This window comes from Roseinatronobacter bogoriensis DSM 18756 (assembly GCF_004366635.1).
Taxonomy (GTDB): Bacteria; Pseudomonadota; Alphaproteobacteria; order Rhodobacterales; family Rhodobacteraceae; genus Roseinatronobacter; species Roseinatronobacter bogoriensis.
This window is the reverse complement of sequence record NZ_SORN01000003.1, coordinates 200,947-223,967: the sequence shown is the minus strand read 5'-3', so window position 1 is coordinate 223,967 and position 23,021 is coordinate 200,947. Positions and strand designations below refer to the sequence as shown.

Annotated in this window: 19 protein-coding genes; 13 read left to right on the top strand and 6 right to left on the bottom strand. The window is 57.9% G+C overall.

Going from position 1 to position 23,021, the window contains the following annotated elements:
* The first annotated feature begins 3 nt into the window (after positions 1–3).
* The 8 genes from puhC to EV660_RS09240 all read left to right on the top strand — a co-directional run bounded on the left by puhC (position 4) and on the right by EV660_RS09240 (position 8,882).
* Positions 4–486, top strand: a complete 483-nt coding sequence (puhC, locus tag EV660_RS09275) for a photosynthetic complex assembly protein PuhC (protein ID WP_071479769.1) — start codon at positions 4–6, stop codon at positions 484–486.
* Between the two features lie 31 nt (positions 487–517).
* On the top strand, positions 518–814 hold the full coding sequence (locus EV660_RS09270) for a hypothetical protein (protein ID WP_071479770.1): 297 nt from the start codon (positions 518–520) through the stop codon (positions 812–814).
* On the top strand, positions 811–1,905 hold the full coding sequence (gene acsF / locus EV660_RS09265) for a magnesium-protoporphyrin IX monomethyl ester (oxidative) cyclase (RefSeq protein WP_071479771.1): 1,095 nt from the start codon (positions 811–813) through the stop codon (positions 1,903–1,905). The genes EV660_RS09270 and acsF overlap by 4 nt, the downstream gene beginning before the upstream one ends.
* A 52-nt stretch (positions 1,906–1,957) precedes the next feature.
* Positions 1,958–2,758 carry a putative photosynthetic complex assembly protein PuhE gene (puhE, locus tag EV660_RS09260; RefSeq protein WP_071479772.1) on the top strand — a complete coding sequence of 267 codons (801 nt, stop codon included), beginning with the start codon at positions 1,958–1,960 and terminating at the stop codon, positions 2,756–2,758.
* Between the two features lie 14 nt (positions 2,759–2,772).
* Positions 2,773–3,984, top strand: coding sequence for a 5-aminolevulinate synthase (gene hemA / locus EV660_RS09255; protein WP_071481900.1), 1,212 nt, complete (start codon positions 2,773–2,775; stop codon positions 3,982–3,984).
* A 70-nt stretch (positions 3,985–4,054) separates the two neighbouring features.
* Positions 4,055–4,525, top strand: a complete 471-nt coding sequence (locus tag EV660_RS09250; RefSeq protein ID WP_071479773.1) for a hypothetical protein — start codon at positions 4,055–4,057, stop codon at positions 4,523–4,525.
* Positions 4,526–4,708: 183 nt separating this feature from the next.
* Positions 4,709–6,808 carry a 3-hydroxyacyl-CoA dehydrogenase NAD-binding domain-containing protein gene (locus EV660_RS09245; RefSeq protein ID WP_071481901.1) on the top strand — a complete coding sequence of 700 codons (2,100 nt, stop codon included), beginning with the start codon at positions 4,709–4,711 and terminating at the stop codon, positions 6,806–6,808.
* 739 nt (positions 6,809–7,547) lie between these two features.
* Entirely contained in the window at positions 7,548–8,882 is a 1,335-nt protein-coding gene (locus tag EV660_RS09240; protein ID WP_100319073.1) for a Hint domain-containing protein, read from the top strand.
* Between the two features lie 51 nt (positions 8,883–8,933).
* On the opposite strand, the gene uvrA is transcribed toward EV660_RS09240, so the two are convergent.
* Positions 8,934–11,786: an excinuclease ABC subunit UvrA gene (gene uvrA, locus EV660_RS09235; protein ID WP_071481902.1), complete on the bottom strand. Its 2,853-nt coding sequence runs from the start codon at positions 11,784–11,786 to the stop codon at positions 8,934–8,936.
* Positions 11,787–12,000: 214 nt separating this feature from the next.
* On the opposite strand from uvrA, the gene EV660_RS09230 reads away from it, so the two are divergent.
* Positions 12,001–12,363 (top strand): rhodanese-like domain-containing protein, encoded by a 363-nt coding sequence (locus EV660_RS09230; protein WP_071479776.1) that lies wholly within the window; start codon positions 12,001–12,003, stop codon positions 12,361–12,363.
* A 79-nt stretch (positions 12,364–12,442) separates the two neighbouring features.
* Here the strand turns inward: EV660_RS09230 and lpdA are convergent, their stop codons facing one another.
* The 4 genes from lpdA to queA form a co-directional block, all read right to left on the bottom strand.
* The gene (gene lpdA / locus EV660_RS09225; RefSeq protein WP_071479777.1) at positions 12,443–13,837 is read right to left on the bottom strand and encodes a dihydrolipoyl dehydrogenase; all 1,395 of its coding nucleotides are present in this window, start codon (positions 13,835–13,837) and stop codon (positions 12,443–12,445) included.
* A gap of 119 nt (positions 13,838–13,956) precedes the next feature.
* Positions 13,957–14,532, bottom strand: coding sequence for a DUF924 family protein (locus EV660_RS09220; RefSeq protein ID WP_071479778.1), 576 nt, complete (start codon positions 14,530–14,532; stop codon positions 13,957–13,959).
* 116 nt (positions 14,533–14,648) lie between these two features.
* A complete protein-coding gene (locus EV660_RS09215; protein ID WP_071479779.1) occupies positions 14,649–15,896 on the bottom strand; it encodes an MFS transporter in 1,248 nt (415 codons plus the stop codon).
* A gap of 91 nt (positions 15,897–15,987) precedes the next feature.
* On the bottom strand, positions 15,988–17,037 hold the full coding sequence (queA, locus tag EV660_RS09210) for a tRNA preQ1(34) S-adenosylmethionine ribosyltransferase-isomerase QueA (protein ID WP_071479780.1): 1,050 nt from the start codon (positions 17,035–17,037) through the stop codon (positions 15,988–15,990).
* 94 nt (positions 17,038–17,131) lie between these two features.
* Between queA and bcp the strand changes: the two genes are divergently transcribed.
* The 4 genes from bcp (at position 17,132) to EV660_RS09190 (ending at position 20,632) form a co-directional block, all read left to right on the top strand.
* On the top strand, positions 17,132–17,593 hold the full coding sequence (gene bcp / locus EV660_RS09205) for a thioredoxin-dependent thiol peroxidase (RefSeq protein ID WP_071481903.1): 462 nt from the start codon (positions 17,132–17,134) through the stop codon (positions 17,591–17,593).
* Positions 17,590–18,402 (top strand): ferritin-like domain-containing protein, encoded by an 813-nt coding sequence (locus EV660_RS09200; RefSeq protein WP_071479781.1) that lies wholly within the window; start codon positions 17,590–17,592, stop codon positions 18,400–18,402. The genes bcp and EV660_RS09200 overlap by 4 nt, the downstream gene beginning before the upstream one ends.
* Before the next feature lie 288 nt (positions 18,403–18,690).
* On the top strand, positions 18,691–20,034 hold the full coding sequence (locus tag EV660_RS09195; protein WP_071479782.1) for a DUF5930 domain-containing protein: 1,344 nt from the start codon (positions 18,691–18,693) through the stop codon (positions 20,032–20,034).
* The gene (locus EV660_RS09190) at positions 20,024–20,632 is read left to right on the top strand and encodes a bactofilin family protein (protein WP_084634702.1); all 609 of its coding nucleotides are present in this window, start codon (positions 20,024–20,026) and stop codon (positions 20,630–20,632) included. The genes EV660_RS09195 and EV660_RS09190 overlap by 11 nt, the downstream gene beginning before the upstream one ends.
* 154 nt (positions 20,633–20,786) lie before the next feature.
* On the opposite strand, the gene EV660_RS09185 is transcribed toward EV660_RS09190, so the two are convergent.
* Positions 20,787–22,994 carry an NADP-dependent isocitrate dehydrogenase gene (locus EV660_RS09185; protein ID WP_071479783.1) on the bottom strand — a complete coding sequence of 736 codons (2,208 nt, stop codon included), beginning with the start codon at positions 22,992–22,994 and terminating at the stop codon, positions 20,787–20,789.
* Positions 22,995–23,021: the final 27 nt, after the last annotated feature.

Genomic DNA, 23,021 nt, shown 5'->3' with positions numbered 1-23,021 from the left:
GCCATGACCACCAACCCCAACCCCCAAAAGCCCTTCACCCCGAAATTCAAGCGTGAAGATGCAAATGACATGATCCCGATCGGGCTGGTGCGCGCGATGTTTGCGCTTGCCGTAATATCGCTTGCACTTGTGAGCTATGCCAGCTTCACTGGGCGGGAAAAAGCCGCTGTCCCGGCCGAAGCGCCCGTTGTTCAGAGCTGGACAATCAGCCTTGTGGGAAATGACGCACAGGCCGTGACGGTGCTGGACGCCGAAGGCAACCTGTTGGCTGACATGGCTCATGGCGGCTTCATAACAGTGATTCAGAATGGTCTGATGACCATGCGTCGCCGCCACGGGATAGACCCCAACCTGCCGCTTCAGATTGTGCAATTTGAAAACGGGCGTCTGGCCGCGATTGACCCCCTAACCGATTACCGCGTCGAACTGACCCAGTTCGGCAGCGAAAACCAGGCCGCATTCGAACGGCTGCTGAATATAAAATAAAAACGACCATAAAAAACCAAGGGAAAAACCAATGTCACTCTTCTCAAAAAAGATCGAACACGTGCCCTGCACTGTTGAAGTTTCTCATCGCTTCGAAGCTCTTCACGCCCATGTCCGGTTCAATGACGGCTCTGTCATTCACCCCGGAGATGAGGTTCAGGTGCAGGGCCCACCCGTACTGGCCGCATGGGGCGAATTGATCGTCGAGGATCGCATCGCCACGATCACCCGTGCCAATATGCTGGAACGGCTCTGGACGCGGCTGACAGGTGATTTCGAATTCATGGAACTCTGTGAATTCTCGTTCTCAGAGGAGATGAGCGTATGAATGTTCATGCCACAACCCATGACGAGCTGCATGCCGAGATGGCAGGCAAGTTCGACACCGATGCAATGGCGCAGGAATCGACCCTGCTGAACCCGCGTTTCTACACCACCGATTTCGACGAGTTGGACCGCATCGACGTGACACCTGTGCGCGAAGAATGGGACAAGCTGATCGGACAGATGAAGTCGGACCCCAACAAGGGCCATTTCAAGAAGAACGAGGCTTGGGACAAGGTCGATTGGGACAATATGGAGCCCAAGCTGAAGCGCGAATTCATCGACTTTCTGGTGTCCTCGTGCACGGCGGAGTTCTCTGGCTGCGTGCTTTACAAGGAGATGAAGCGGCGCGGCAAGAACCCGGATATTTGCGAGCTGTTCAATTATATGGCCCGCGACGAGGCGCGCCATGCAGGCTTCATCAATGATGCACTGCGCGAAGCAGGTGTTGCCGTGAACCTCGGCTTTCTGACAAAGGCGAAGAAATACACCTATTTTCGGCCCAAATTCATCTATTATGCCACCTATCTGTCGGAAAAGATCGGCTATGCGCGGTATATCACAATCTACCGCCATCTGGAGCAGCACCCGGAGAAGCGCTTTCATCCAATCTTCAAGTGGTTCAAGGAATGGTGCAATGATGAATTCAGCCATGGCGAAGCCTTTGCCCTGCTGATGCGCACCGACCCGAAGCTGACAGAGAGCTTTGTCAACAAGCTGTGGATCAGGTTCTTTCTGACAGCGGTGTTTGCCACCATGTATGTGCGCGACCATGCACGCCCCGAATTCCACAAGGCCTTGGGCGTCGATATCGACTGGTATGATCAGGAAGTGTTCCGCAAGACGGGTGAGATTGCGAAGCAGGTATTTCCGATGGAACTGGACATCGACCACCCTGCATGGATGCCCACGCTGAAGAAGATCGAGGCTGCCTTCCGCGATATGGAGCAGGGCGAGCGCAAGGGCGGCATGGCGGGCAAACTGACGAAATGGGCCGCGATGACCAAGGCCGGGCTGGGCTTTGCCCGCCTCTACCTGATCCCGGTCAAGAAAAGCACCCCGCCAGTATCGGTGCGTCTGGAACCTGCCTACTGACCCCCCAAGGTGCCGGGTTTGGCCGGCACCTTTCAGCCATGTCGGAGGATAAATGTTCGAAACCCCCTGGATAGCCGCACTTGCCGCGCTGTTTTTGTGGTGGTTTGCCACGGGCATCCTGCTGTGGCGCGTTCACGCTGCGGACCGTGGCAGCCCTGACCAGCATGTCTGGTCGGTAATTCTGTCACTGCCGCTGTTTGCCGCTGGCGCAGTGGGGGTCAATGCCACGCTGGCGGATGCCAGCCCGCAGGGCGTGTGGTTTGCGTTCCTGTCAGCAATGGCGCTGTGGGCCTGGATCGAACTGGCATTTCTGTCCGGGGTTATCACAGGTCCGAATACCGAACCTTGCCCGGAAGGGCTGGACCCTGTCGGGCGATTCTGGTCGGCATTCCGCACTGTGGCATGGCATGAATTCATGCTTGCGGCAGTGGTGGTGGCGCTGATCCTGTCATCGCTGGGCGCCGCAAACACCTTTGCTTTGTGGACATTTCTGGTTCTGTTCGCTGCCCGGATATCGGCCAAGCTGAACCTGTTTCTGGGGGTTCCACGGATCAATACCGATTTTTTGCCCAAGCCATTGGCCCATCTGTCCAGCTATTTCCGGCAAGGGCCGGTCAGTGGTTTCTTTCCGCTTTCGGTCACGCTGCTGGCGCTGGCTGTTGGCTGCTTTCTCGAACGGCTCTGGCGCGCACATCAGGCGGCGGATCAGGGCGCGATCATCGGCTTCACGCTTCTGTCCATGCTGACGGCACTGGCACTCTTGGAACACTGGTTCATGGTCTGGCGGGTGCGTGATGACAAACTCTGGCGCTGGATGATTCCGGCACCCACACCCAAGAAACGAAAAACATGACCGAGGGGATCCCCATGGATTTTGACACCCATTTCAAGACTGCGCTGGACACACTCAAGACCGAAGGCAATTACCGTGTTTTTGCCGAGGTTGAACGCCAATGCGGCAATTTCCCCAAGGTCAAGCGATACAATGGCGATGATGTACAGGAAGTGACTGTCTGGTGCTCGAACGATTATCTGGGCATGGGACATAATCCCAAGGTCGTGGACAGCATGGTTCAGGCCGTGCAGGCTTGTGGCACTGGTGCAGGCGGCACGCGCAACATTTCGGGCAATAACCACCTGCACCGTCTGCTGGAAGAGGAACTGGCCGACCTGCACCGCAAGGAAGCCGCATTGCTGTTTACGTCTGGCTATGTGTCGAACTGGGCCGCCTTGTCGACCCTTGGTGCCAAGATCCCGAATGCCGTGATCCTGTCGGATGAGAAAAACCATGCCAGCATGATCGAAGGCATCCGGCATTCCCGCGCAGACAAGGTGTTGTGGAAGCACAATGACTGGCGCGATCTGGATCGCAAACTGAAAGCGGTGGGCGACCGCCCAAAGATTGTGGCGTTTGAATCGGTGTACTCGATGGATGGCGACATCTGCCCGATGCGCGAGATTGTAGAGGTCGCAGAGGCGCATGGCGCCATGACCTATCTGGACGAAGTCCATGCTGTGGGCATGTATGGCCCGCGCGGCGGCGGCATTTCCGAAGAGCGCGGACTCGCAGACCGGATCACCCTGATTGAGGGTACGCTGGGCAAGGCCTATGGTGTTGTTGGGGGCTATATCACCGGGTCAACGGCGCTATGCGACTTCATCCGCTCTTTTGCTTCGGGCTTCATTTTCACGACCGCGTTGCCGCCCGCAGTTGCAGCCGCCGCGACAGCTTCGATCCAGCACCTTAAATCTTCCGATACCGAGCGCCTTGCGCAGCGCGAGCGCGTTGCGCGGCTGCGCGCAAAGCTGGATGCACAGGGCATTCCCCATATCGCCAATGAAAGCCACATCATTCCGGTCATGATTGGCGATCCGGTCAAATGCCGGATGTTGTCAGATATCCTGATGGAGGATTGGGGTATTTATGTGCAGCCTATCAACTACCCAACTGTTCCAAAAGGGACCGAGCGCTTGCGCATTACACCGGGGCCGCTGCATTCAGACGCAGATATCGACCATCTGGTGACCGCACTGACATCGCTTTGGCAGCAATGCGCCATCGCGCATGCTGTTGCGTGATGACAGGCTTGACTTGTTTAAAAACCACGTCAGATGTTGGCATCTGAATACAATCGGGAGGTTAGAAGATATGAAGTTTACGACTGGCGCGGCACTCAGCGCCCTTGCTCTTTCTTTCGCTTCGCTACCCGCCTTCGCTGGCGACATAGAAGCTGGCGAAAGCGCCTTTCAAAGCCAGTGCCAGAACTGCCACAATGTGGCCAATGAAGATGGCGAAGTTCTGGCAGGTCGGCCAAACATGCGCACCGGCCCCAACCTTTACGGCGTGTTTGGCCGTCAGCCCGGCACAGTTGAGGGGTTCCGCTATGGCGCATCACTGGTCGAAGTTGGCGAAAGCGGCGTTGTCTGGGATGAAGAGGTCATGGTTCCCTATCTCCTCGACCCCACGACCTTCTTGCGCGAAACGCTGGATGACCGCCGCGCACGCAGCCAGATGTCGTTCCGCGTGCGTGACGAAGCAACAGCGCGCGACATCATAGCGTTTCTGGGGCAGTTCGGGTCCGTGGACGCAGAAGAGGACGCAGCCGAAGAGGGCAGCTGATCCGAATGGGTTTTGGCGGCTGATCTGACTTCTGCCGCCAATTACCATTAAATAGACCGCCCTGTCATGGCACCTAACGCTATGGCAGGGCGTTTTAGTTGGATCCTCTTGCATGTCGCAGGGCTTGCCCTGATCCCGTCAAGATGTCAGGTAAACATGCCTGCCTTGCACGGAGACACCGCCATGACACATCAGCCTGTCCGCTACAGCCGCGAGGGCGACATCGCTCTGATTTGCATCGACAACCCGCCAGTCAATGCAATCGGCCAGTCGGTGCGCGCAGGGTTGATCGACTGCGCGGATGCCTTCGCCGCAGATACTGCGGCGCGGATTGCCGTGCTGTATTGCGCAGGCCGCACATTTGTTGCCGGCGCCGATATCAAGGAATTTGGCAAGCCCGCGACAGCGCCCTTTCTGCCCGATGTGGTTGCCCGGCTGGAAGCGCTGGAAAAGCCTGTTCTATGTGTGATGCATGGCACAGCCCTTGGCGGCGGGCTGGAACTGGCCTTGGGGGCGCATTACCGTATCGGATTGCCGGGGCTGAAAACCGGCCTGCCAGAAACCAGCCTTGGCCTGCTGCCCGGTGCGGGTGGCACACAACGCCTGCCCCGCCTGACAGGGCTGGAGGCCGCGTTGGAGATCATGATCTCGGCGCGCCATATTTCCGCCGACCAAGCGCTGGAGATGGGAATCATTGATGAGCTGGTCCCAGCGGCGCAAGACCCGCGCACCGCCGGTCTGGTAAAGGCACGGGAGTTGATGGCAATGGGTGCTGGCCCACGAAGGCTGTGTGATATGCCCCCGCCGCAGGTCAACAAAGAACAGATCGACACACTGCGCGCACACACAGCCGCGCGATACAGGGGGCAGAACGCCCAGATGGCGGCGATTGATGCCGCAGTGAGCGGCGCGGCCATGCCATTTGCAGAAGGGATGAAGCACGAACGCGCCTTGTTCCTGCACCTGAGAGAATCCCCTCAGCGCGCCGCTTTGGTTCACGCATTCCAGGCTGAACGCAAGGTCGCGCAACTGCCCGAACTTGATGGCGTCACCCCCCGCGCGTTTTCACTACTTGGCGTGGTTGGCGGCGGGCGCATGGGAAGCGGGATTGCCGTTTCCGCCTTGCTGGCCGGGCTGGATGTCACGCTACTGGAACGCGATGCGTCATCCGCCGCGCAGGCGCAGCAGACCGTCGCGCAAATGTTGGCCGAGAGCGTGAAGCGGGGCAAATTGACAGATGAGGCCCGCACGCGCATTCTCGGGCAACAGTTCCGCACAGCCGAATCTTACGCGGCACTTGCAGACCGCGACATGGTAATCGAGGCGGTTTTTGAAGACATGGACATCAAGCGCGAGGTCTTCACCCAGCTTGACCGCCACTGCAAGGCCGGGGCCATTCTGGCGACCAACACGTCTTATCTGGACATTCCCCAGATCGCCGCAATGACCACGCGCCCCACCGATGTGCTTGGCCTTCATTTCTTTTCGCCTGCCCATATCATGCGGCTACTGGAAATTGTCGTGCCAAAGGCGACTGCACCAGACGTCGTGGCCACTGGATTCGCCTTTGGCAAGAAACTGGGCAAGGTCAGCGTTCGCGCTGGCGTCTGCGACGGATTTATCGGCAACCGCATCTTGCAGGTCTATCGCGCAGTGTCAGATCACATGGTTCTGGCCGGGGCCAGCCCTTATGAGGTTGACCGAGCGGTGACCGAATTCGGCTTTCCGATGGGGCCATATGCCGTACAGGACCTGGCCGGGCTGGATATCGGCTTCATGACCCGCCAGCGCAAAGCCGCCACGCGCGACCCGCGCGAATTTGTGGCGCGTTGGGCCGATGAGATGCATATGCGCGGCTGGCATGGCCGAAAGTCAGGACAGGGTTATTACACCTATGACACAGACAGCCCCAAGGGCCGCCCCTGCCCCGAGGTCGAAGCGATCATTGCCGCAGAACGCCGCGAATATGGCGTAACGCCGCGCAATTTCAGCTCCGATGAAATCATTGCCCGTTACATGGCTGCAATGGTTAACGAATCCGCGCATGTGGTTGGCGAAGGCATTGCAGCGCGTCCCCTTGATGTAGATGTCACATTGTTGCACGGATATGGCTTTCCGCGTTGGCGCGGTGGGCCAATGCATTGGGCGGATACTCAGGGCCTCAATCAGCTTCTGGCGCAGATTGAAGCATTTGCCCAAGAGGATGCGCATTTCTGGCGCCCTGCCCCTTTGCTGGTGCAATTGGCACAGGAAAAGCGCCTGTTCTCAAGCTTGAACAGCTAGTGTTCGCCACCTGATGAAAGGTTCCGGCACCACAATGCTGTTGCCTGTGGCGGCTTTGCGGGACTTTGCGGATATGGCGAAGCCGGGTGCAAAGTCGCGCAGCGTCGGGCCGCGGTACGGCGATCTAACGCATAATCTGTTGCGCTTTATGCTGGCCAAGCCCTTGAGAGATCAGATCGTTGTGCTGGGGGCAGCCCAATCGCCGTGCCGTGCGGGCGGCCCGGCGATGCGCGGCGGGCTGACGCCCTTGACTCCGCGCCGGTCAAAGACTGCAACGCCCACCAAGCAGTCATAGGCTATCTTGTGTCAGGTGGCGAAGACTAGCGAAAATTCGCAGCCTCGATCTGTGTGATCAGCCGATGGCAGCGGGTTCGCTTCGTGTGATGCAGCCCACAACATCGCCGCGACCAAGGTTTCCAGCAGCACACCTATAAGTTGTCCTAGCGTCTGATTTCAAATAATTTTCAGCAGATATTTCGTCCCGCCGCGAGGTCGCCTTACTTTCGCCACGATTAAATTTTTAAAGATTTATCACACGCTTTGGGCTGGTTTACCGTTGTCCATCATCTGGGCGACACCCCTCACACCGGGGTTTGGCGGGTCCAATTTCAAGCAGCAAATACGCGGGCGCAAGACCGCGGGAACATACACGGCGGCCCTGTGGTTACACGCGCCACAGCCGTCAAAACATGTGCCGGCCAGCAAGGTTTGCACATACACGGAAGATGGGGGATCGAAGATGACAAAAACCTTCTCACACGAAGAAGGTGGGCTGTCTTATGTCGTGACAGTCTCTGAACAGAATGGCGAAGTTTTTGCCGAGGTCAAAGTCGTCAAGGGTTCGATGGACGTAAATGCCATCTATGTCGCGGATGACGACTTCTCTGGGAAAAGTGTGAACCTGCCAGGCCCGCTGAACATGAGTGGTGGCGGATCACGCTATGAGGGCCAGAGCATTCAATGGGACAGCGCTATCAAACTCAGCTCTCCCGGTCTGGGGCGCGGCGGCAAGGACAAGGAAACCTTCCTGACCGAAGGCGATGTGCTGAAAGTCAAACTCGATGCGACGCGTCTGGATCAGGTCGACTTCATCGGTATTCGCGCCACATCGACCAGCACTTCGGGCAAGAATCACGGCTCCATCAAGGCCGTTATGGGAGAACCTGTAGAGCAGAAGGACCCGAAACACCCCGAACCACCCTGCGAGCCGGGCAATCAACCGCCAGTGGCTGTAAAGGACATCTTCGAGACCAGGTTCAATAAACCATTTACGGGAAATGTGCTTCTAAATGACAGCGACCCCGATGGAGATGAACTGTCGGTCCTGACGAATACGCAGCCCGCCAATGGTACCGTGTCGATGCACCCGGATGGCACCTTTACCTACACGCCCCATCCCGGTTTTGTTGGAAAGGATACCTTTCAATATACGGTCATTGACGGCAATGGCGGCTATGATCAGGCAAAAGTGCATATCACCGTTCCATGCTTTGCCGCTGGCACGCTTATTGTCACGGCCACAGGCCCCAAGCTGGTCGAGGATATTCGCGTCGGTGATGAGGTCCTTACCCGCGATGACGGGTTCCAGCCTGTGCGTTGGGCGGGCACCAGAATGCTGGATGCAGAATACCTGGAGCAGAACCCGGATTTCACTTCGGTCCTGATCGCGGCAGGGGCGCTTGGCAACCGTCTGCCAAGGCGTGATCTGCGCGTGTCGCCGGGCCACCGCATGCTACTAGGCGGCCAGCAGGCCGAAATTCTGTTCGGAGAGCGCGAAGTTCTGGTGGCTGCCAGAGATCTGGTCGGCCAGCCCGGCATTACCCGCGACGCGCGTCCGGTCACTTACGTGCACATCATGTTCGACAATCATCAGATCATTGATTCTGAAGGCGCATGGAGCGAGAGTTTCCAGCCTGCCGATGTCACTTTGAACGGGCTGGACACAGTGCAGCGCGACGAGTTGTTGGCCCTGTTCCCGGAACTGGCAACACGCAAAGGGCAAAGCAACTTCGCCACCGCCCGCAAAGTGCTTGCCCCGCATGAGAGCGCGGCCCTTCTGGCGATGACAGCATAAGGCAGACACCGCCGCACAGGGCCTTTCCGGCCCTGTGCGGTAAATACGCCACTATTCAGCAGCAACACGCCTTGGCTTCAGCAAGGGGGCCAGATAGCGTCCGGTATGGCTTGCTTCGGTCGCGGCCACTTTCTCGGGGGTGCCGGTCGCCACGATCCTGCCGCCCCCGTCGCCGCCCTCTGGCCCGATATCAATGATCCAGTCTGCGGTTTTGACCACATCGAGGTTATGCTCGATCACGACCACTGTATTGCCCTGTTCCACCAGTTCGTGCAGCACTTCGAGCAGTTTGCGCACATCCTCGAAATGCAGGCCCGTGGTCGGTTCATCCAGAATATACAGCGTGCGCCCTGTTGATCTGCGCGCCAGTTCCTTGGACAGTTTCACGCGCTGCGCCTCGCCCCCGGACAGGGTTGTCGCCTGCTGGCCGACCTTGATATAGCCCAGCCCCACCCGCATCAGCGCATCCATCTTCTCGCGGATGGACGGGACAGCCTGAAAAAAGGTCTGCGCTTCTTCGACGGTCATATCCAACACGTCCGCGATGGATTTGCCTTTGAACAACACTTCCAAAGTTTCGCGGTTGTAGCGTTTCCCCTTGCAGGTTTCGCAGGTGACATAGACATCGGGCAGGAAGTTCATCTCGATCTTCAGCACGCCGTCACCCTGACAGGCCTCGCAGCGCCCGCCCTTGACGTTGAAGGAAAACCGCCCCGGCTTGTAGCCGCGCGCCTTGGATTCCGGCAGCCCTGCAAACCAGTCGCGGATAGGGCCGAACGCCCCTGTGTAGGTCGCGGGGTTGGAACGTGGCGTGCGACCGATGGGCCGCTGGTCAATGTCGATCACCTTGTCCAAATGTTCCAGCCCCTTTATCGTCTCGCAAGGCGCTGGGGTCTGGCGCGCACCGTTCAGCCGCATCGACGCGGTCTTGAACAATGTCTCGATGGTCAGCGTGGATTTGCCGCCCCCCGACACGCCCGTCACGCAAACGAACTTGCCCAAGGGGAATTCCGCAGTCACGTCCTGCAGGTTGTTTCCACTGGCCTTGACCACAGTGATCTTCTTGCCGTTGCCCTTGCGGCGTGTTTTGGACACTCCAATTTCGCGCGCGCCGCTCAAATACTGCCCGGTCAAGCTGGCAGGGTCTGCCATGATCTCATCTGGCGTGCCCTGCGCCACGATCTGGCCACCATGCACACCCGCACCCGGCCCGATATCCAGCACAAAATCGGCAGAGCGGATCGCTTCCTCGTCGTGTTCAACCACAATAACCGTATTGCCCTGATCGCGCAGATTGCGCAGCGTGATCAGCAGGCGGTCATTGTCGCGCTGGTGCAGGCCGATTGACGGTTCATCCAGCACATACAGCACGCCCGTCAGCCCGCTTCCGATCTGGCTGGCCAGCCGGATGCGCTGGCTTTCGCCGCCCGAAAGCGTTCCTGCATGGCGCCCGAGGGTCAGATAGTCCAAGCCTACATTCACCAGAAAGCCCAAACGCTCGCGGATTTCTTTCAGAATGGCGCGGGCGATTTCGTTTTTCTGTTTGCTCAGGCTTTCCGGCACACCCTCGACCCAGGCCAGAGCCTCGCGGATCGACATTTCAGTGACCTGACCGACATGCAGCCCACCAATCTTGACGGCCAGCGCTTCTGGCCGCAGGCGGTGCCCCTCGCAAACGCCACAATGGCGTTGGTTCTGGTAGCGCTCGAACTCTTCGCGAATCCATGCCGAATCCGTCTCGCGATAGCGGCGCTCCATATTCGGAATGACACCCTCAAAAGCGCGGGTCACATTATAGACGCGCCCCCCTTCGTCATAGCGGAACGGCAATTCCTCGCCATTGGATCCATAGAGCAAGACCTGTCGGACATGCGCTGGCAGGTCCTTCCACGATGCTTTCGCGTCGAATTCATAATGCTTCGCCAGCGATTCGATTGTTTGCAGGAAATAGGGTGACTTGCCCTTGCGCCACGGCGCTATCGCGCCATCGGCCAGACGCAGCGCATGGTCGGGAACGACCAGCCGTTCGTCAAAGAACAACTCTACCCCCAAACCATCACAGGCGGGGCAGGCCCCAGTCGGGGCGTTGAAGGAAAACAGGCGCGGTTCAATCTCTGAAATGGTGAAACCACTGACCGGGCAGGCGAATTTTTCACTGAATGTGACGCGCTCGCCATCCTCGGTTGCGATTTCCAGAATCGCGATCCCATCAGCCAGATCCAGCGCGGTGCGCAGACTGTCGGCCAGCCGCGTTTCGATCCCCTCACGCACAACGATCCGGTCAACGACCACGTCAATGTCATGGCGAAACTTCTTGTCCAGTGTGGGTGGCTCGTCCAGTTCATAGAATTGCCCATCAACCTTGACCCGCTGGAAGCCCTGCTTGCGCAGTTCCAGAAATTCCTTGCGGTATTCGCCTTTACGGTCGCGCACGATGGGGGCCAACAGGTAGGCGCGCGTGCCTTCGTCAAACGCCATGATCCGGTCGACCATATCCTGCACTTGCTGCGCCTCGATCGGCTGGCCTGTCGCTGGGCTGTAGGGCGTGCCAGCGCGGGCAAACAGCAAGCGCATGTAGTCGTAAATCTCGGTCACTGTGCCAACGGTCGAACGCGGGTTCTTGCTGGTGGTCTTCTGCTCGATGGAAATTGCAGGTGACAGGCCAGAGATATGGTCCATGTCCGGCTTTTGCATCATGTCGAGGAATTGGCGTGCATAGGCCGAGAGCGATTCGACATAGCGGCGCTGCCCTTCGGCATAAATCGTATCAAAGGCCAGGCTGGATTTGCCCGATCCAGACAAACCTGTAATCACCACCAGCTTGTCGCGGGGCAGATCAACATCAATATTTTTCAGATTGTGTTCGCGCGCTCCGCGCACTTCGATAAATTTCTGCTCAGCCATCCGGCCCCCCGATCGCGCATTTGCGTCCAAGGCTGCAAGATAGTGATGATGCACCGAGTCTCCAACCGAAATATGTGAACAAAATAAAAACATGTCCAGTTTTTCAGCTTTTACTGCAACATACAACCATAACATTCATAAATATGAATTTATATCTTGATTGCACTGTCTGAAGGACGCATATCTTGTCAGGAACAGTTCAAGGATGCTCGCAATGTTTGCTTTCTTAAAACCTAAATCCGCCACGCAACGCATCAACCCTTCGGACGCGATTGCGAGGGTCGCCAATGGCACCATGACCCTGATTGATGTGCGTGAAGCAGATGAATTGCGCCAGACCGGCAAGGCAAAAGGCGCGCTTCATATCCCGCTGTCTCAGATTGCAGCGCAAACTGACCCGAAGAATGGGCATTTCAATCGCAAATTGTCACAAGACATGCCCATCGCGCTGTATTGCGCTTCGGGTATGCGATCAGACCGTGCCGCACGTGCTATGACCGCAAACGGATTTTCCGAAGTGTACAATCTCGGCACGCTTCAAGACTGGAAAATTTCAGGCGGGCCGATCGTGCGCTGACAACGGCACGGCCCTGCAACGCAGTGGAAGGGCCGTGCACATATCTTGCGGCCGCAAGGCCGCGCTATTTGGTCAAACCTCAGAAATGAAGCGCACGCCCATAAGCGTCGAGCACCGATTCATGCATCATCTCGCTTAACGTCGGATGTGGGAAGACCGTGTTCATCAGGTCTTCTTCCGTTGTCTCCAGCTGGCGGCCCACCACATAGCCCTGAATCAACTCGGTCACTTCCGCGCCGACCATATGCGCGCCCAGCAACTCGCCGGTTTTCGCGTCAAAGATGGTCTTGATCATCCCTTCCGGCTCGCCCAGCGCAATCGCCTTGCCGTTGCCGATGAAAGGGAAGCGCCCCACCTTGACCTCATAGCCCGCATCCTTCGCTTTCGCTTCGGTCAGGCCCACACTGGCAACCTGTGGATGACAATAGGTGCAACCCGCAATACTCGACGGATCAACTGCATGCGGATGCCCGCCTGCGATCAGTTCAGCGACCATAACACCCTCATGGCTTGCCTTATGTGCCAGCCAAGGGCCATTGGTTGCGTCCCCAATTACATACAAACCCTCAACCCCGGTGCGGCAATACTGGTCGGTCACGACAAAAGACCGGTCAATCTTTGCCCCCAGCTCTTCCAGCCCCAGCCCTTCGGTATTTGCAACAATGCCGACTGCCGAAATCACAGTGTCGAATTCATGCTGTTCGGTTTTACCGCCACGTTCGATATGCGCCGTGACCTTTGGGGCTGCGCGGTCCAGTTTCTTGACCATGGATTTTTCCATGATCTTCATGCCCTGTTTCTCAAACTGCTTCTTGGCGAAAGCGCTGATTTCGGCATCTTCAACAGGTAAAATTCGGTCCAGTACTTCAACGACCGTCACATCTGCGCCCAGCGTGTTGAAGAAGCTTGCAAATTCGATTCCGATCGCGCCCGACCCAATGACCAGCAGTTTTTTCGGCATCCGCCCCGGTTGCAGCGCGTGGCGATAGGTCCAGACCAGATCTCCATCCGCTTCCAGCCCCGGCAATTCACGCGCGCGTGCGCCTGTCGCCACGATAATGTTGGGCGCAGTCAGGTCTTCCGTGCCTTTGTCGGTCGTGACCGTAACCTTGCCTTTGCCCGTCAGCTTGGCGCTGCCCATCACCACTGTGATCTTGTTTTTCTTCATCAAATGGCCAATGCCACCCGAAAGCTGCCCCGCCACTTTGCGAGAGCGCTTTACCACAGCGTCCAGATCAAACCCGATCTTGTCGGCAGTTAAGCCAAATTCCTTTGCACGGTGCATCAGGTGAAAGACCTCGGCAGAGCGCAGCAGCGCCTTGGTCGGGATGCATCCCCAGTTCAGACAAATGCCACCAAGATTCTCACGTTCGACAATCGCAACCGACTTTCCAAGCTGCGCGGCGCGGATGGCCGCAACATAGCCCCCCGGCCCCGCACCGATTACAACAACATCAAACGATCTGGCTGCCATGCGAAATCCTCCCGTCGCGCCGCGCAAAATATAGTTTGGTGTTAAACTATTATTCGCATTCCCGCAACGAAGAGTCAGAAGGCCCGCCATGCATTGGATGCATGGCTAAAAGGCCCGGATCAGGCGGCCTGCAATTCCTGCAAAGCTGCGCCATAGCCGCCTTGGTCCAGAAACGATTGCTCTGCATCGGTGGTGTAGCGCCCCAAAGCGTCGTTACGATAGGGGAAGCGGCCGAATTTCCGGATCACGGCGCGGTGTGCGCGCGCGTGCAACAAATTCTCTGCACCTGTTTCCGGCATATGCAGCAGGAACATGCGCACGGCGCGATCCTGGTCCATCTGGCTTTCGGAATGCATCAGCGGCAGGTAGAAGAACTGGCGCTCTGGCTCTGGCGTATGGCAATCATAGCCAAGGTGACACCCCCGCGCAGCGACACGCCGTGCCAGATCATCCGTTGCAAAGGCACGCGCATCGCCCCTGAACATATTGCGCGGGAACTGATCTGTCACAATGATGAAGGCAAGCGCCCCACGTGCGCATGACGCCCACCGTTCCAGCCGCCCATCCAGCGCCTTCTGCCACAACGGTTCGAACCGGTCACGGATGCGCGCATCCAGCGCCTCATCCATTGAATACCATCCCTTGGGCCCGACCTCATCCACCCAGAAAGAGATCACTTCATCGACCGTAGACATATCCTTCACCCGAGCTTGTTTCGCAACTCCAAGCGTGCCAGTGATTCGCGGCTTGCACAAGCTGTTAGCCGTAACAGCTGCTTGAACATGCAAATTCGTGCCAAAATGCAACGTTTTCAGGTGCTTTCTGTCTGCTGCTCGGCCATTTCGGTGTAAACCGCCTCCACCGTTGCGGCCGATACGACGGGGGAAACGGCCGCGAATGGCCCGCTTTCCGCCACCGGTATCGACGGACGCTGTGTCATGCGCCATACAGCATAGATCACCAGCATCATCATCAGAACGATGATAAACAGGAAGAAGCCCGAGGGACCGATGACCCCCATCAGCCAGCCAATGGTCAATGGCCCAAGGATTGCGCCCACACCATTCACGAACAACAGCCCACCAGAGGCCGCAGCCATCTGGTCTGCTTCCAGATAGTCATTGGTGTAGGCGACCAACAAGGAATAAAGGGGGTTGGAAATCCCCCCGATGATCAGCGCAACCCCCACAAGCCAGATGAAGCTCAGATCAAACAGCACGGCCATCGCCCCGCCCGCAACACCTATCAGCGAAACAATTACCAACAATCGCCGCCGGTCCATCCGGTCGGACAGCCAGCCAATCGGATATTGGAAAATCAGCCCCCCGAAATAGATTGCGCCTGTGAAGATCGAGATCTCCAACACGCTCAACCCCGCTTCCGTGCCCCAGACAGCCGTCATGCCGAACATTGCGGCAAAAACCCCGCCCATCAGGAACGTGCCCACCACACCCAGCGGCGAGACGCCATAAAGTTCCCGGATGGACATGGATTTGGTCGTGCCGAATGTCGGCGCGGGACTGACCGAAAGCAGGATCGGCGCAAATGCGAGTGACACAAGCACCGAGGGAATGACAAACAGCAAAAAACCTGCCGGATCAGCAAAGTTGATCAGCGCCTGCGCCGCAATGATCCCCAACATCTGCACGATCATGTACAGCGACAGCGCCTGGCCCCGGTTTTCATTGCTGGCGGTGTTGTTCAGCCAGCTTTCTGCCGTGACATAGACCCCTGAAAAGCAAAACCCGATCAGCACGCGCAACAGCGCCCAGACGATCCAGTCCGGAATCGCGGCATAGAGGATCAGCACAGCCGAAATCAACGACCCGAGAGCGGCGAATACCCGCACATGCCCAACCCTGCGAATCATTTCCGGCGCCATACGCGACCCGAACAGAAAGCCCGCAAAATAAGCCGACATGACAACCGACATCTGAAGGGTCGAGAACCCCTCGATCGCGCCGCGAATCCCCAGCAATGTGCCTTGCACACCATTGCCAACCATCAGGAACATCATGCCCAGCAAAAGTGCCCATGATGCAGTGAAAACCTTGAACATATCGAGTCCTGTGTCTTGGCGGCGGCGTGACGCCAGTCTAGGTGGGGTTGGGAAACAAAGATATAACGGAAGCGACCTTTGCGCGTCGTGCTTAGGGTATCAACAAGGACGCATCGCCATAAGAGAAGAAACGGTATCGTTCTGCGATGGCATGCGCATAAATGTCCATGATCTGATCGCGCCCCATCAAGGCAGAGACCAGCATCATCAGCGTCGATTTCGGCAGATGGAAATTTGTCATCAGCGCATCGGCCAATTGAAACGAAAATCCCGGCGTGATGAAAATATCCGTTTTCCCTGCCCAGGCGGCAATCTGGCCGGGGCCGGTGGCGGCAGTTTCGATCAGACGCAGCGCAGTGGTGCCAACCGGAATGATCCGCCCGCCAGCCTTGCGCGCCGCCATAATCTGATCTGCGGCCTGCGCGGTAACTTGCCCCCATTCGGCATGCATCTTGTGGTCGCGGACATCATCAACCTTGACCGGCAGAAATGTGCCTGCACCGACATGCAACGTTACCTCGCAAAATTCCACCCCGATTTCGCGCAACTGCGCCATAAGCGCCGCGTCAAAGTGCAGCGAGGCTGTGGGCGCAGCCACAGCGCCCGGCGTGCGGGCGAATACGGTCTGGTAATCTTCGCGGTCCTGCGCATCTGCCGCGCGACGCCCGGCAATATAGGGCGGCAAGGGCATCTGGCCGGCGGCATCCAGCGCGGCATCGAAAGCCTCTCCTGCCAGATTAAACCGCAGCACCACATCATCCGGGTTACGTGCCACCACCTCTGCCCGCAGCGCATCGGTGAATATGATCTCTTCTCCCTGCGCCAGTTTACGCAAGGGTTTTGCCAATGCGCGCCAGCTTCCATCTGGCTGCGGCTCTGTCAAAGTGACCTCGATCCTTGCGCTGACCGGCCCTTGCGCAGTGTCGCGGTGGCGCTGCCCGGTCAGCCGGGCGGGAATGACCTTGGTGGTGTTGATGACCAGCAGATCGCCTGCACGCAGGATATCAGGCAGATCCGACACATGCCTGTCCTCAATCCTGCTGCCCTGCGCCAGCAGCAGCCGCGCGGCAGGGCGCGGACGCACCGGGCGTGTCGCAATCAGGTCTTCCGGCAGGTCGAAATCGAAATCCGACAGCTTCATCAACGGCACCTTTCGCCAAATCCTATGCCGCCCCTTTAACTTGGCCGCCAACTCGCTACAACAGAGGCAACGATTTCGTTACACGGAGATGACAATGGCACAGACCGGCGACATGGCACCCGACTTCACCCTGCCGCGCGATGGCGGGGACGAGGTGACACTTTCCGCACTCAAACCCGCAAAAGTTGTTTTGTATTTCTACCCGCGCGACGACACGCCGGGCTGCACAACCGAAGCCATGGAATTCACCGCCCTAATCGCTGAATTCGAGGCCGCCGGAACCAAGGTTATCGGTATTTCCAAGGACACGGTCGCCAAGCATGACAAGTTTATCGCCAAGCATGACCTTGGCGTGATCCTTGCCTCGGATGCCGAAGGCGATGTGTGCGAGCGTTATGGGGTCTGGGTCGAAAAGAACATGTATGGCAAGGTTTCAATGGGGATCGAGCGCGCCAGTTTTCTGATCGACGGCGAGGGACGCATTGCGCAGGTCTGGCGCAAGGTCAAAGCCGCTGGCCACGCCGCCGCAGTGTTAGAGGCAGCGCGCGCCCTATGACGAAAACCCTGCGCGATATGGCCGTCGAAGTGCTTCGCACAGCAGACGGGCGCGAAAAGACAGCCATTTCGCGCAAGCATGCCGCAACATGGTTTTCGGCGCGCAAATCCGGGGCACAACTACCCATAGGCAACTGCACCCCGCCTGACCGCCCCGCCCGCCCCGCGCAGCCCGAATTGCTGGACCCGCGCGACGTTCCGCGCCGACGCCCCGGAACACCCCAAGGACGCGCAGCGATACTACACGCGATTGCACATATCGAACTGAACGCCGTCGATCTGCATTGGGATCTGGTCGCGCGCTTTCCGGAAATCGACATGCCGGTGGGCTTCTTCGATGACTGGGTCAAGGCCGCCGACGAGGAATCAAAGCACTTCAACCTGATCTGTGATTGTCTGGAACAGTTGAACAGCCATTACGGCGCGATGGCCGCACATGCTGGAATGTGGCGCGCAGCAGAAGATACCGCACATGACATTTTGGGCAGGCTTGCGGTTGTGCCTATGGTACTTGAAGCGCGCGGGCTGGATGTCACGCCCGGCATGATCCAGATATTCAAACAAGCGCGCGAGGATAAAACTGTCGACGCGCTTGAGGTGATCTATGCCGAAGAAGTCGGCCATGTCGCCTATGGGTCAAAGTGGTTCAATTTTCTTTGCGGGCGGCAAGGGCTGGACCCGCAGCCGGTTTTTCTGGACCTTGTCCGGCGGTATTTCCACAGCCCGTTAAAGCCGCCATTCAACGAGGAAAAGCGCGCACAAGCAGGCTTGCCCCCCGATTTTTACTGGCCGCTGACAGAACCAGCATAGCGCGAAAACCCGCAAGCCAAAGTAAAGATTGCTGCGCAATTGCCTGAAAAATGGCATTTACTTCTGAAAAAATCAGAAGGCATGCCCATTTATCGGCAAGAAATTGCTGATTTTGCCTTTTGCTGGCATCACAACGTCAGAAATTAGCATTAACGGATTGCCCCGATGGCCCCTGCCCCGTAACAGGTTTGAGGGCTATTGGGTGTTCGGCTTTTCGTGTGCAAGCCATCGCGCGTCCGAAACCTCATCTGCCCCAAGACAGAAACAGCGGATAACAGGACGATTGCATTGAAACGACTACTCGTTCGCGTAAATCAGCGGCTGGAACGCCAGTTTCCTGAACAACGGCTCTTCTTGCGGTCTAACAATACGACCCGGTTCGTGCGCTTGCGCCCGGTCTCTCAGGCAGTCGGCGTCGCATCTGTAGCGGCATTCTTTGCCTGGGGCGTGATCGCAACCTCGATCCTGCTGATGGATGTCATCGGCTCCGGAACCTTGCGCGACCAAGCGTTGAGAGAGCAGGCAAATTACGAACAGCGCCTGAACCAGCTTGCGAACGAACGCGATGCACGCGCGCGCGAAACAGAAGCCGCGCAGGCAAGATTTTCCGAGGCGATGGAACGCATCTCTGAGATGCAGATGCAATTGCTCGCATCCGAAGAACGTCGGCTGGAACTGGAAACCGGAATCGACGCCATTCACAGCACCATTGGTCGAGTGTCGCGCGAACGCGATGAAGCCCGCGCCAGACTGGCAGAGGTGACCCGCACGCTAGAAGCGGAAACTGGGTCTACCCGCACTGCAGCCGACCGCAGCCGCGATACAGAACAGATGCTGGATTATCTGCTGGTCGCAATGGACCGTGTTTCACATTCCACACATGATTTGAATGTCAGCGCCGAGCAGGCAAAAAATCAGGCCCGCCATCTGGCCATGGAAAACGAGTTGCTGAAAGATCGCAACCACATGATTTTCAGCCAGTTGGAAGAGGCGCTGGAATCTGTGATCGCGCCTTTGGAACGCGTGTTCAACAGCGCCGGGGTATCGCCTGACCAGATTCGCAGGCTGGTGCGGCAAGGGGCATCTTCGCAGACCGCATCCTTGCGCCCGATCGCGATCTCGACCTCTGGCACACTGGGGCCAAGCCAGGACATAGCGCGCGCCAATGCGATTCTGGACCGCATGGCAGATGTAAATGCCTATCGCCAGGGGATCGACCGCCTGCCAGTTGCACGCCCTGTCAGCGCCGCCAGAGTGCGCGAAACTTCGGGCTTCGGCATGCGCCGCCACCCGCTGACGGGACGCAACACCATGCATAACGGTCTGGACTGGGCGGGGCCGCGTAACACACCGATCCTGGCCTCTGGCGATGGTGTGGTGAAAACGGCAGAACGTCAGCGTGGTTATGGCAACCTTGTCGTGATTCAACACGACTTCGGAATCGAGACATATTACGCGCATTTGAACTCTATCGACGTTCGTGCAGGACAAAGGGTCTCGCGCGGGGATCGTATTGGTGGTATGGGCACAACAGGTGCGTCGACCGGTGTGCACCTGCACTATGAGGTGCGTGTGAACGGTCGGCCTGTAAACCCGCACACTTACATAAGGGCTGGACAGCATGTTTTCTAAGAGTCGTATCAATGAACCCGGCCCGAAAGCCGAAGCAGAACAAGCGCCGGTGAAAGCTGCCGAATCAACGCCGTCTTTCCTGCGTCAAAGCAGTGCAGACACAACTTCCAGCCATGTGACGAAGTCGAAGCCCGCCGCATCGGTCATGGCGTCAGACCTGACGATCACAGGCAACCTGAAGACAACCGGCGATGTGGTCATCGAAGGGATCGTCGATGGTGACATTCGCGCGCATCTTCTGACCGTTGGCGAAACCGCAACGATTCGCGGTGAGATCGTGGCTGATGACATCGTGATCAACGGCCGTGTCATCGGGCGCGTGCGTGGGTTGAAAGTGCGCTTGACCTCTTCCGCGCAGGTCGAGGGTGACATCATTCACAAGACAATCGCAATCGAATCCGGCGCGCATTTTGAAGGCTCGGTCCAGCGTCAGGATGATCCGCTGCAAACCAGCCGCGCGGCGACCGCTGCCCCTGCTGCACCTGCCAAGGAAGCCGATAGCAAGCCTGCGCAACAGCAAAGCTATCAGCAACAGCGCCCCGAAGCATCTGATGCCGTGCGCAAGGCTGCTGAAGCAAAGAAGAGCGCGCAGTCCTAAGCGACACTCTGCATTAATCAGACACCGTCGGAGCCGCGCTTTGCGCGGCTCTTTCTTTTGCCCTACGGCTGAAACTCGCAACGCAGCCAATGAGGTAAGCTGCAAAAAAGCCCCGGTCACGAAGACCGGGGCATATGGCACGATTACAGTAAAATTAGCCGATTATCGCATTCAGTGTGGCTGAAGGGCGCATAACCGCTGCGGTTTTTGCAGAATCTCCGTGGTAATAGCCCCCCAAATCAACCGCCGCGCCAGCCCCGGCGGACAGTTCCTGTGTGATTGCAGCTTCGCCATCAGCCAGCGCCTTGGCAATCGGGGCAAAGTGCGCTGCAAGTGCTGCATCCTTGGCCTGTGCGGCCAAAGCTTCGGCCCAGTAACGCGCAAACCAGTAGTGGCTGTGGCGGTTGTCAGGCTGGCCAACCTTGCGACCGGGGGACCGATCATGGTCCAGAATGCCTTGCGTTGCCTCTTCAACGGCTTCACCCAGTAGGCGCGCTTTTTCATTGCCACGCGCATCGGCCAGAAACTTGAAGCTTTCGCCCAGCGCGCAGAATTCACCAAGGCTGTCCCAGCGCAGATGGTTTTCTTCCATCAACTGCTGAACATGTTTCGGGGCTGAACCGCCCGCGCCGGTTTCGAACAGGCCCCCGCCCTGCATCAGCTTGACGATGGACAGCATTTTGGCGCTGGTGGCCAGTTCAAGGATCGGGAACAGATCAGTCAGATAGTCACGCAGAACATTGCCTGTGATCGCAATCGTATTCTCGCCCTTGGTGATGGTTTCCAGGCTGGCACGGGTCGCCTCGCGCGGGGCCATGATCTCGAATTTGTCGGCAACGCCTGCGGCCTCGAGGATCGGTTTCACATAGGCGATAAGCTCTGCGTCATGTGCGCGATTCTCATCCAGCCAGAAGATTGCGCGGTAGCCAGTGGCTTTCTGACGATCAATCGCCAGTTGCACCCAATCCTCGATCGGCGCCTTGCGCGCAGAGGCCGCGCGCCAGATATCGCCTTCTTCCACCTTGTGTTCATGCAATACCGTGCCGTCATCCAGCACCATGCGGACTGTGCCAGCCTGCGGCATTTCAAAGGTCGTCGGGTGGCTGCCGTATTCTTCGGCCTTCTGTGCCATCAGGCCGATATTCTGCACCGTACCAGCCGTCGCCGGGTCAAGCGCGCCATTGGCTTTGAAGAATTTGATCGTTTCGTCATAGACCGGCGCATAGGAATTGTCAGGGATGACGCAATTCGTGTCATGTTCCTGCCCGTCCGGTCCCCAGCCCTTGCCACCCGCGCGGATCAGCGCGGGCATGGACGCGTCGATAATCACATCGGACGGCACATGCAGGTTGGTGATCCCCTTGTCGGAATTCACCATATACATTGGCGGGCGCGCCGCTGTTACAGCATCAATATCAGCCATGATCGCAGCGTCATCCTTGACGCGGTTCAGCAGATCGCCAAGGCCGGAATTCGGGTTCACGCCAAGCGCGGCCAGCTTGTCGCCATGCGTCTCAAACACAGGTTTGAGCCAGGCGCGCACCGCATGACCGAAGATAATCGGGTCAGAGACCTTCATCATCGTGGCCTTCATATGCAGCGAAAACAGCGTGCCGTTTTCCTTGGTGCGCGCAATTTCCGCATCCAGAAACTCTGACAGCGCACGCGCTGACATGAAGGTGGCGTCAACAACTGTACCAGCCGGATAGGACAGCCCGTCTTTTAAAACAGTCTCCGACCCATCCGCGCCTTGCAGCACGATTTTTGCCTTGGTGGCGGCTTTCAGTGTCGCAGAGGTTTCGTTTGAGAAGAAGTCGCCGCCGCTCATGCTGGAAACTTCGGTCTTGCTGTCGGCACCCCATTTGCCCATGCGGTGCGGATTGGCCTGTGCGAAGCGCTTGACCGCGCCAGCGGCACGGCGGTCGGAATTGCCTTCGCGCAGAACCGGGTTCACTGCGGAGCCCTTGATCGCGTCATAGCGCGCGCGGGCGGTTTTTTCGGCGTCGGTGCTGGGGGCGTCGGGGTAATCCGGCAGCGCATAGCCCTGCGCCTGCAACTCTTTGATCGCGGCAAGCAACTGTGGGCCGGAGGCCGAGATATTCGGCAGCTTGATGACATTCGCCTCAGGCGTTTTTACCAACTCGCCCAATTCGGCCAGATCATCATTGATACGCTGGTCCTCGGTCAGGTACTCGGGGAACGCCGCGATGATGCGGCCTGCCAGCGAAATATCGCGGGTACCAACACTTATCCCCGCAGCAGAGGCAAAGCTCTGGATGATCGGCAAAAGCGAGGCAGAGGCCAGTTCAGGTGCCTCATCCACCTTGGTGTAGATGATATCGGGAATGGTCTTGTCAGTCATGCGAGAAACCCCTCTTGAATATGCGCG

Bases quoted from the DNA above. Each gene is read 5' to 3' on its own strand.
- puhC (WP_071479769.1), top strand. From the start codon at position 4: ATGACCACCAACCCCAACCCCCAAAAGCCCTTCACCCCGAAATTCAAG.
- EV660_RS09270 (WP_071479770.1), top strand. From the start codon at position 518: ATGTCACTCTTCTCAAAAAAGATCGAACACGTGCCCTGCACTGTTGAA.
- acsF (WP_071479771.1), top strand. From the start codon at position 811: ATGAATGTTCATGCCACAACCCATGACGAGCTGCATGCCGAGATGGCA.
- puhE (WP_071479772.1), top strand. From the start codon at position 1,958: ATGTTCGAAACCCCCTGGATAGCCGCACTTGCCGCGCTGTTTTTGTGG.
- hemA (WP_071481900.1), top strand. From the start codon at position 2,773: ATGGATTTTGACACCCATTTCAAGACTGCGCTGGACACACTCAAGACC.
- EV660_RS09250 (WP_071479773.1), top strand. From the start codon at position 4,055: ATGAAGTTTACGACTGGCGCGGCACTCAGCGCCCTTGCTCTTTCTTTC.
- EV660_RS09245 (WP_071481901.1), top strand. From the start codon at position 4,709: ATGACACATCAGCCTGTCCGCTACAGCCGCGAGGGCGACATCGCTCTG.
- EV660_RS09240 (WP_100319073.1), top strand. From the start codon at position 7,548: ATGACAAAAACCTTCTCACACGAAGAAGGTGGGCTGTCTTATGTCGTG.
- uvrA (WP_071481902.1), bottom strand. From the start codon at position 11,786: ATGGCTGAGCAGAAATTTATCGAAGTGCGCGGAGCGCGCGAACACAAT.
- EV660_RS09230 (WP_071479776.1), top strand. From the start codon at position 12,001: ATGTTTGCTTTCTTAAAACCTAAATCCGCCACGCAACGCATCAACCCT.
- lpdA (WP_071479777.1), bottom strand. From the start codon at position 13,837: ATGGCAGCCAGATCGTTTGATGTTGTTGTAATCGGTGCGGGGCCGGGG.
- EV660_RS09220 (WP_071479778.1), bottom strand. From the start codon at position 14,532: ATGTCTACGGTCGATGAAGTGATCTCTTTCTGGGTGGATGAGGTCGGG.
- EV660_RS09215 (WP_071479779.1), bottom strand. From the start codon at position 15,896: ATGTTCAAGGTTTTCACTGCATCATGGGCACTTTTGCTGGGCATGATG.
- queA (WP_071479780.1), bottom strand. From the start codon at position 17,037: ATGAAGCTGTCGGATTTCGATTTCGACCTGCCGGAAGACCTGATTGCG.
- bcp (WP_071481903.1), top strand. From the start codon at position 17,132: ATGGCACAGACCGGCGACATGGCACCCGACTTCACCCTGCCGCGCGAT.
- EV660_RS09200 (WP_071479781.1), top strand. From the start codon at position 17,590: ATGACGAAAACCCTGCGCGATATGGCCGTCGAAGTGCTTCGCACAGCA.
- EV660_RS09190 (WP_084634702.1), top strand. From the start codon at position 20,024: ATGTTTTCTAAGAGTCGTATCAATGAACCCGGCCCGAAAGCCGAAGCA.
- EV660_RS09185 (WP_071479783.1), bottom strand. From the start codon at position 22,994: ATGACTGACAAGACCATTCCCGATATCATCTACACCAAGGTGGATGAG.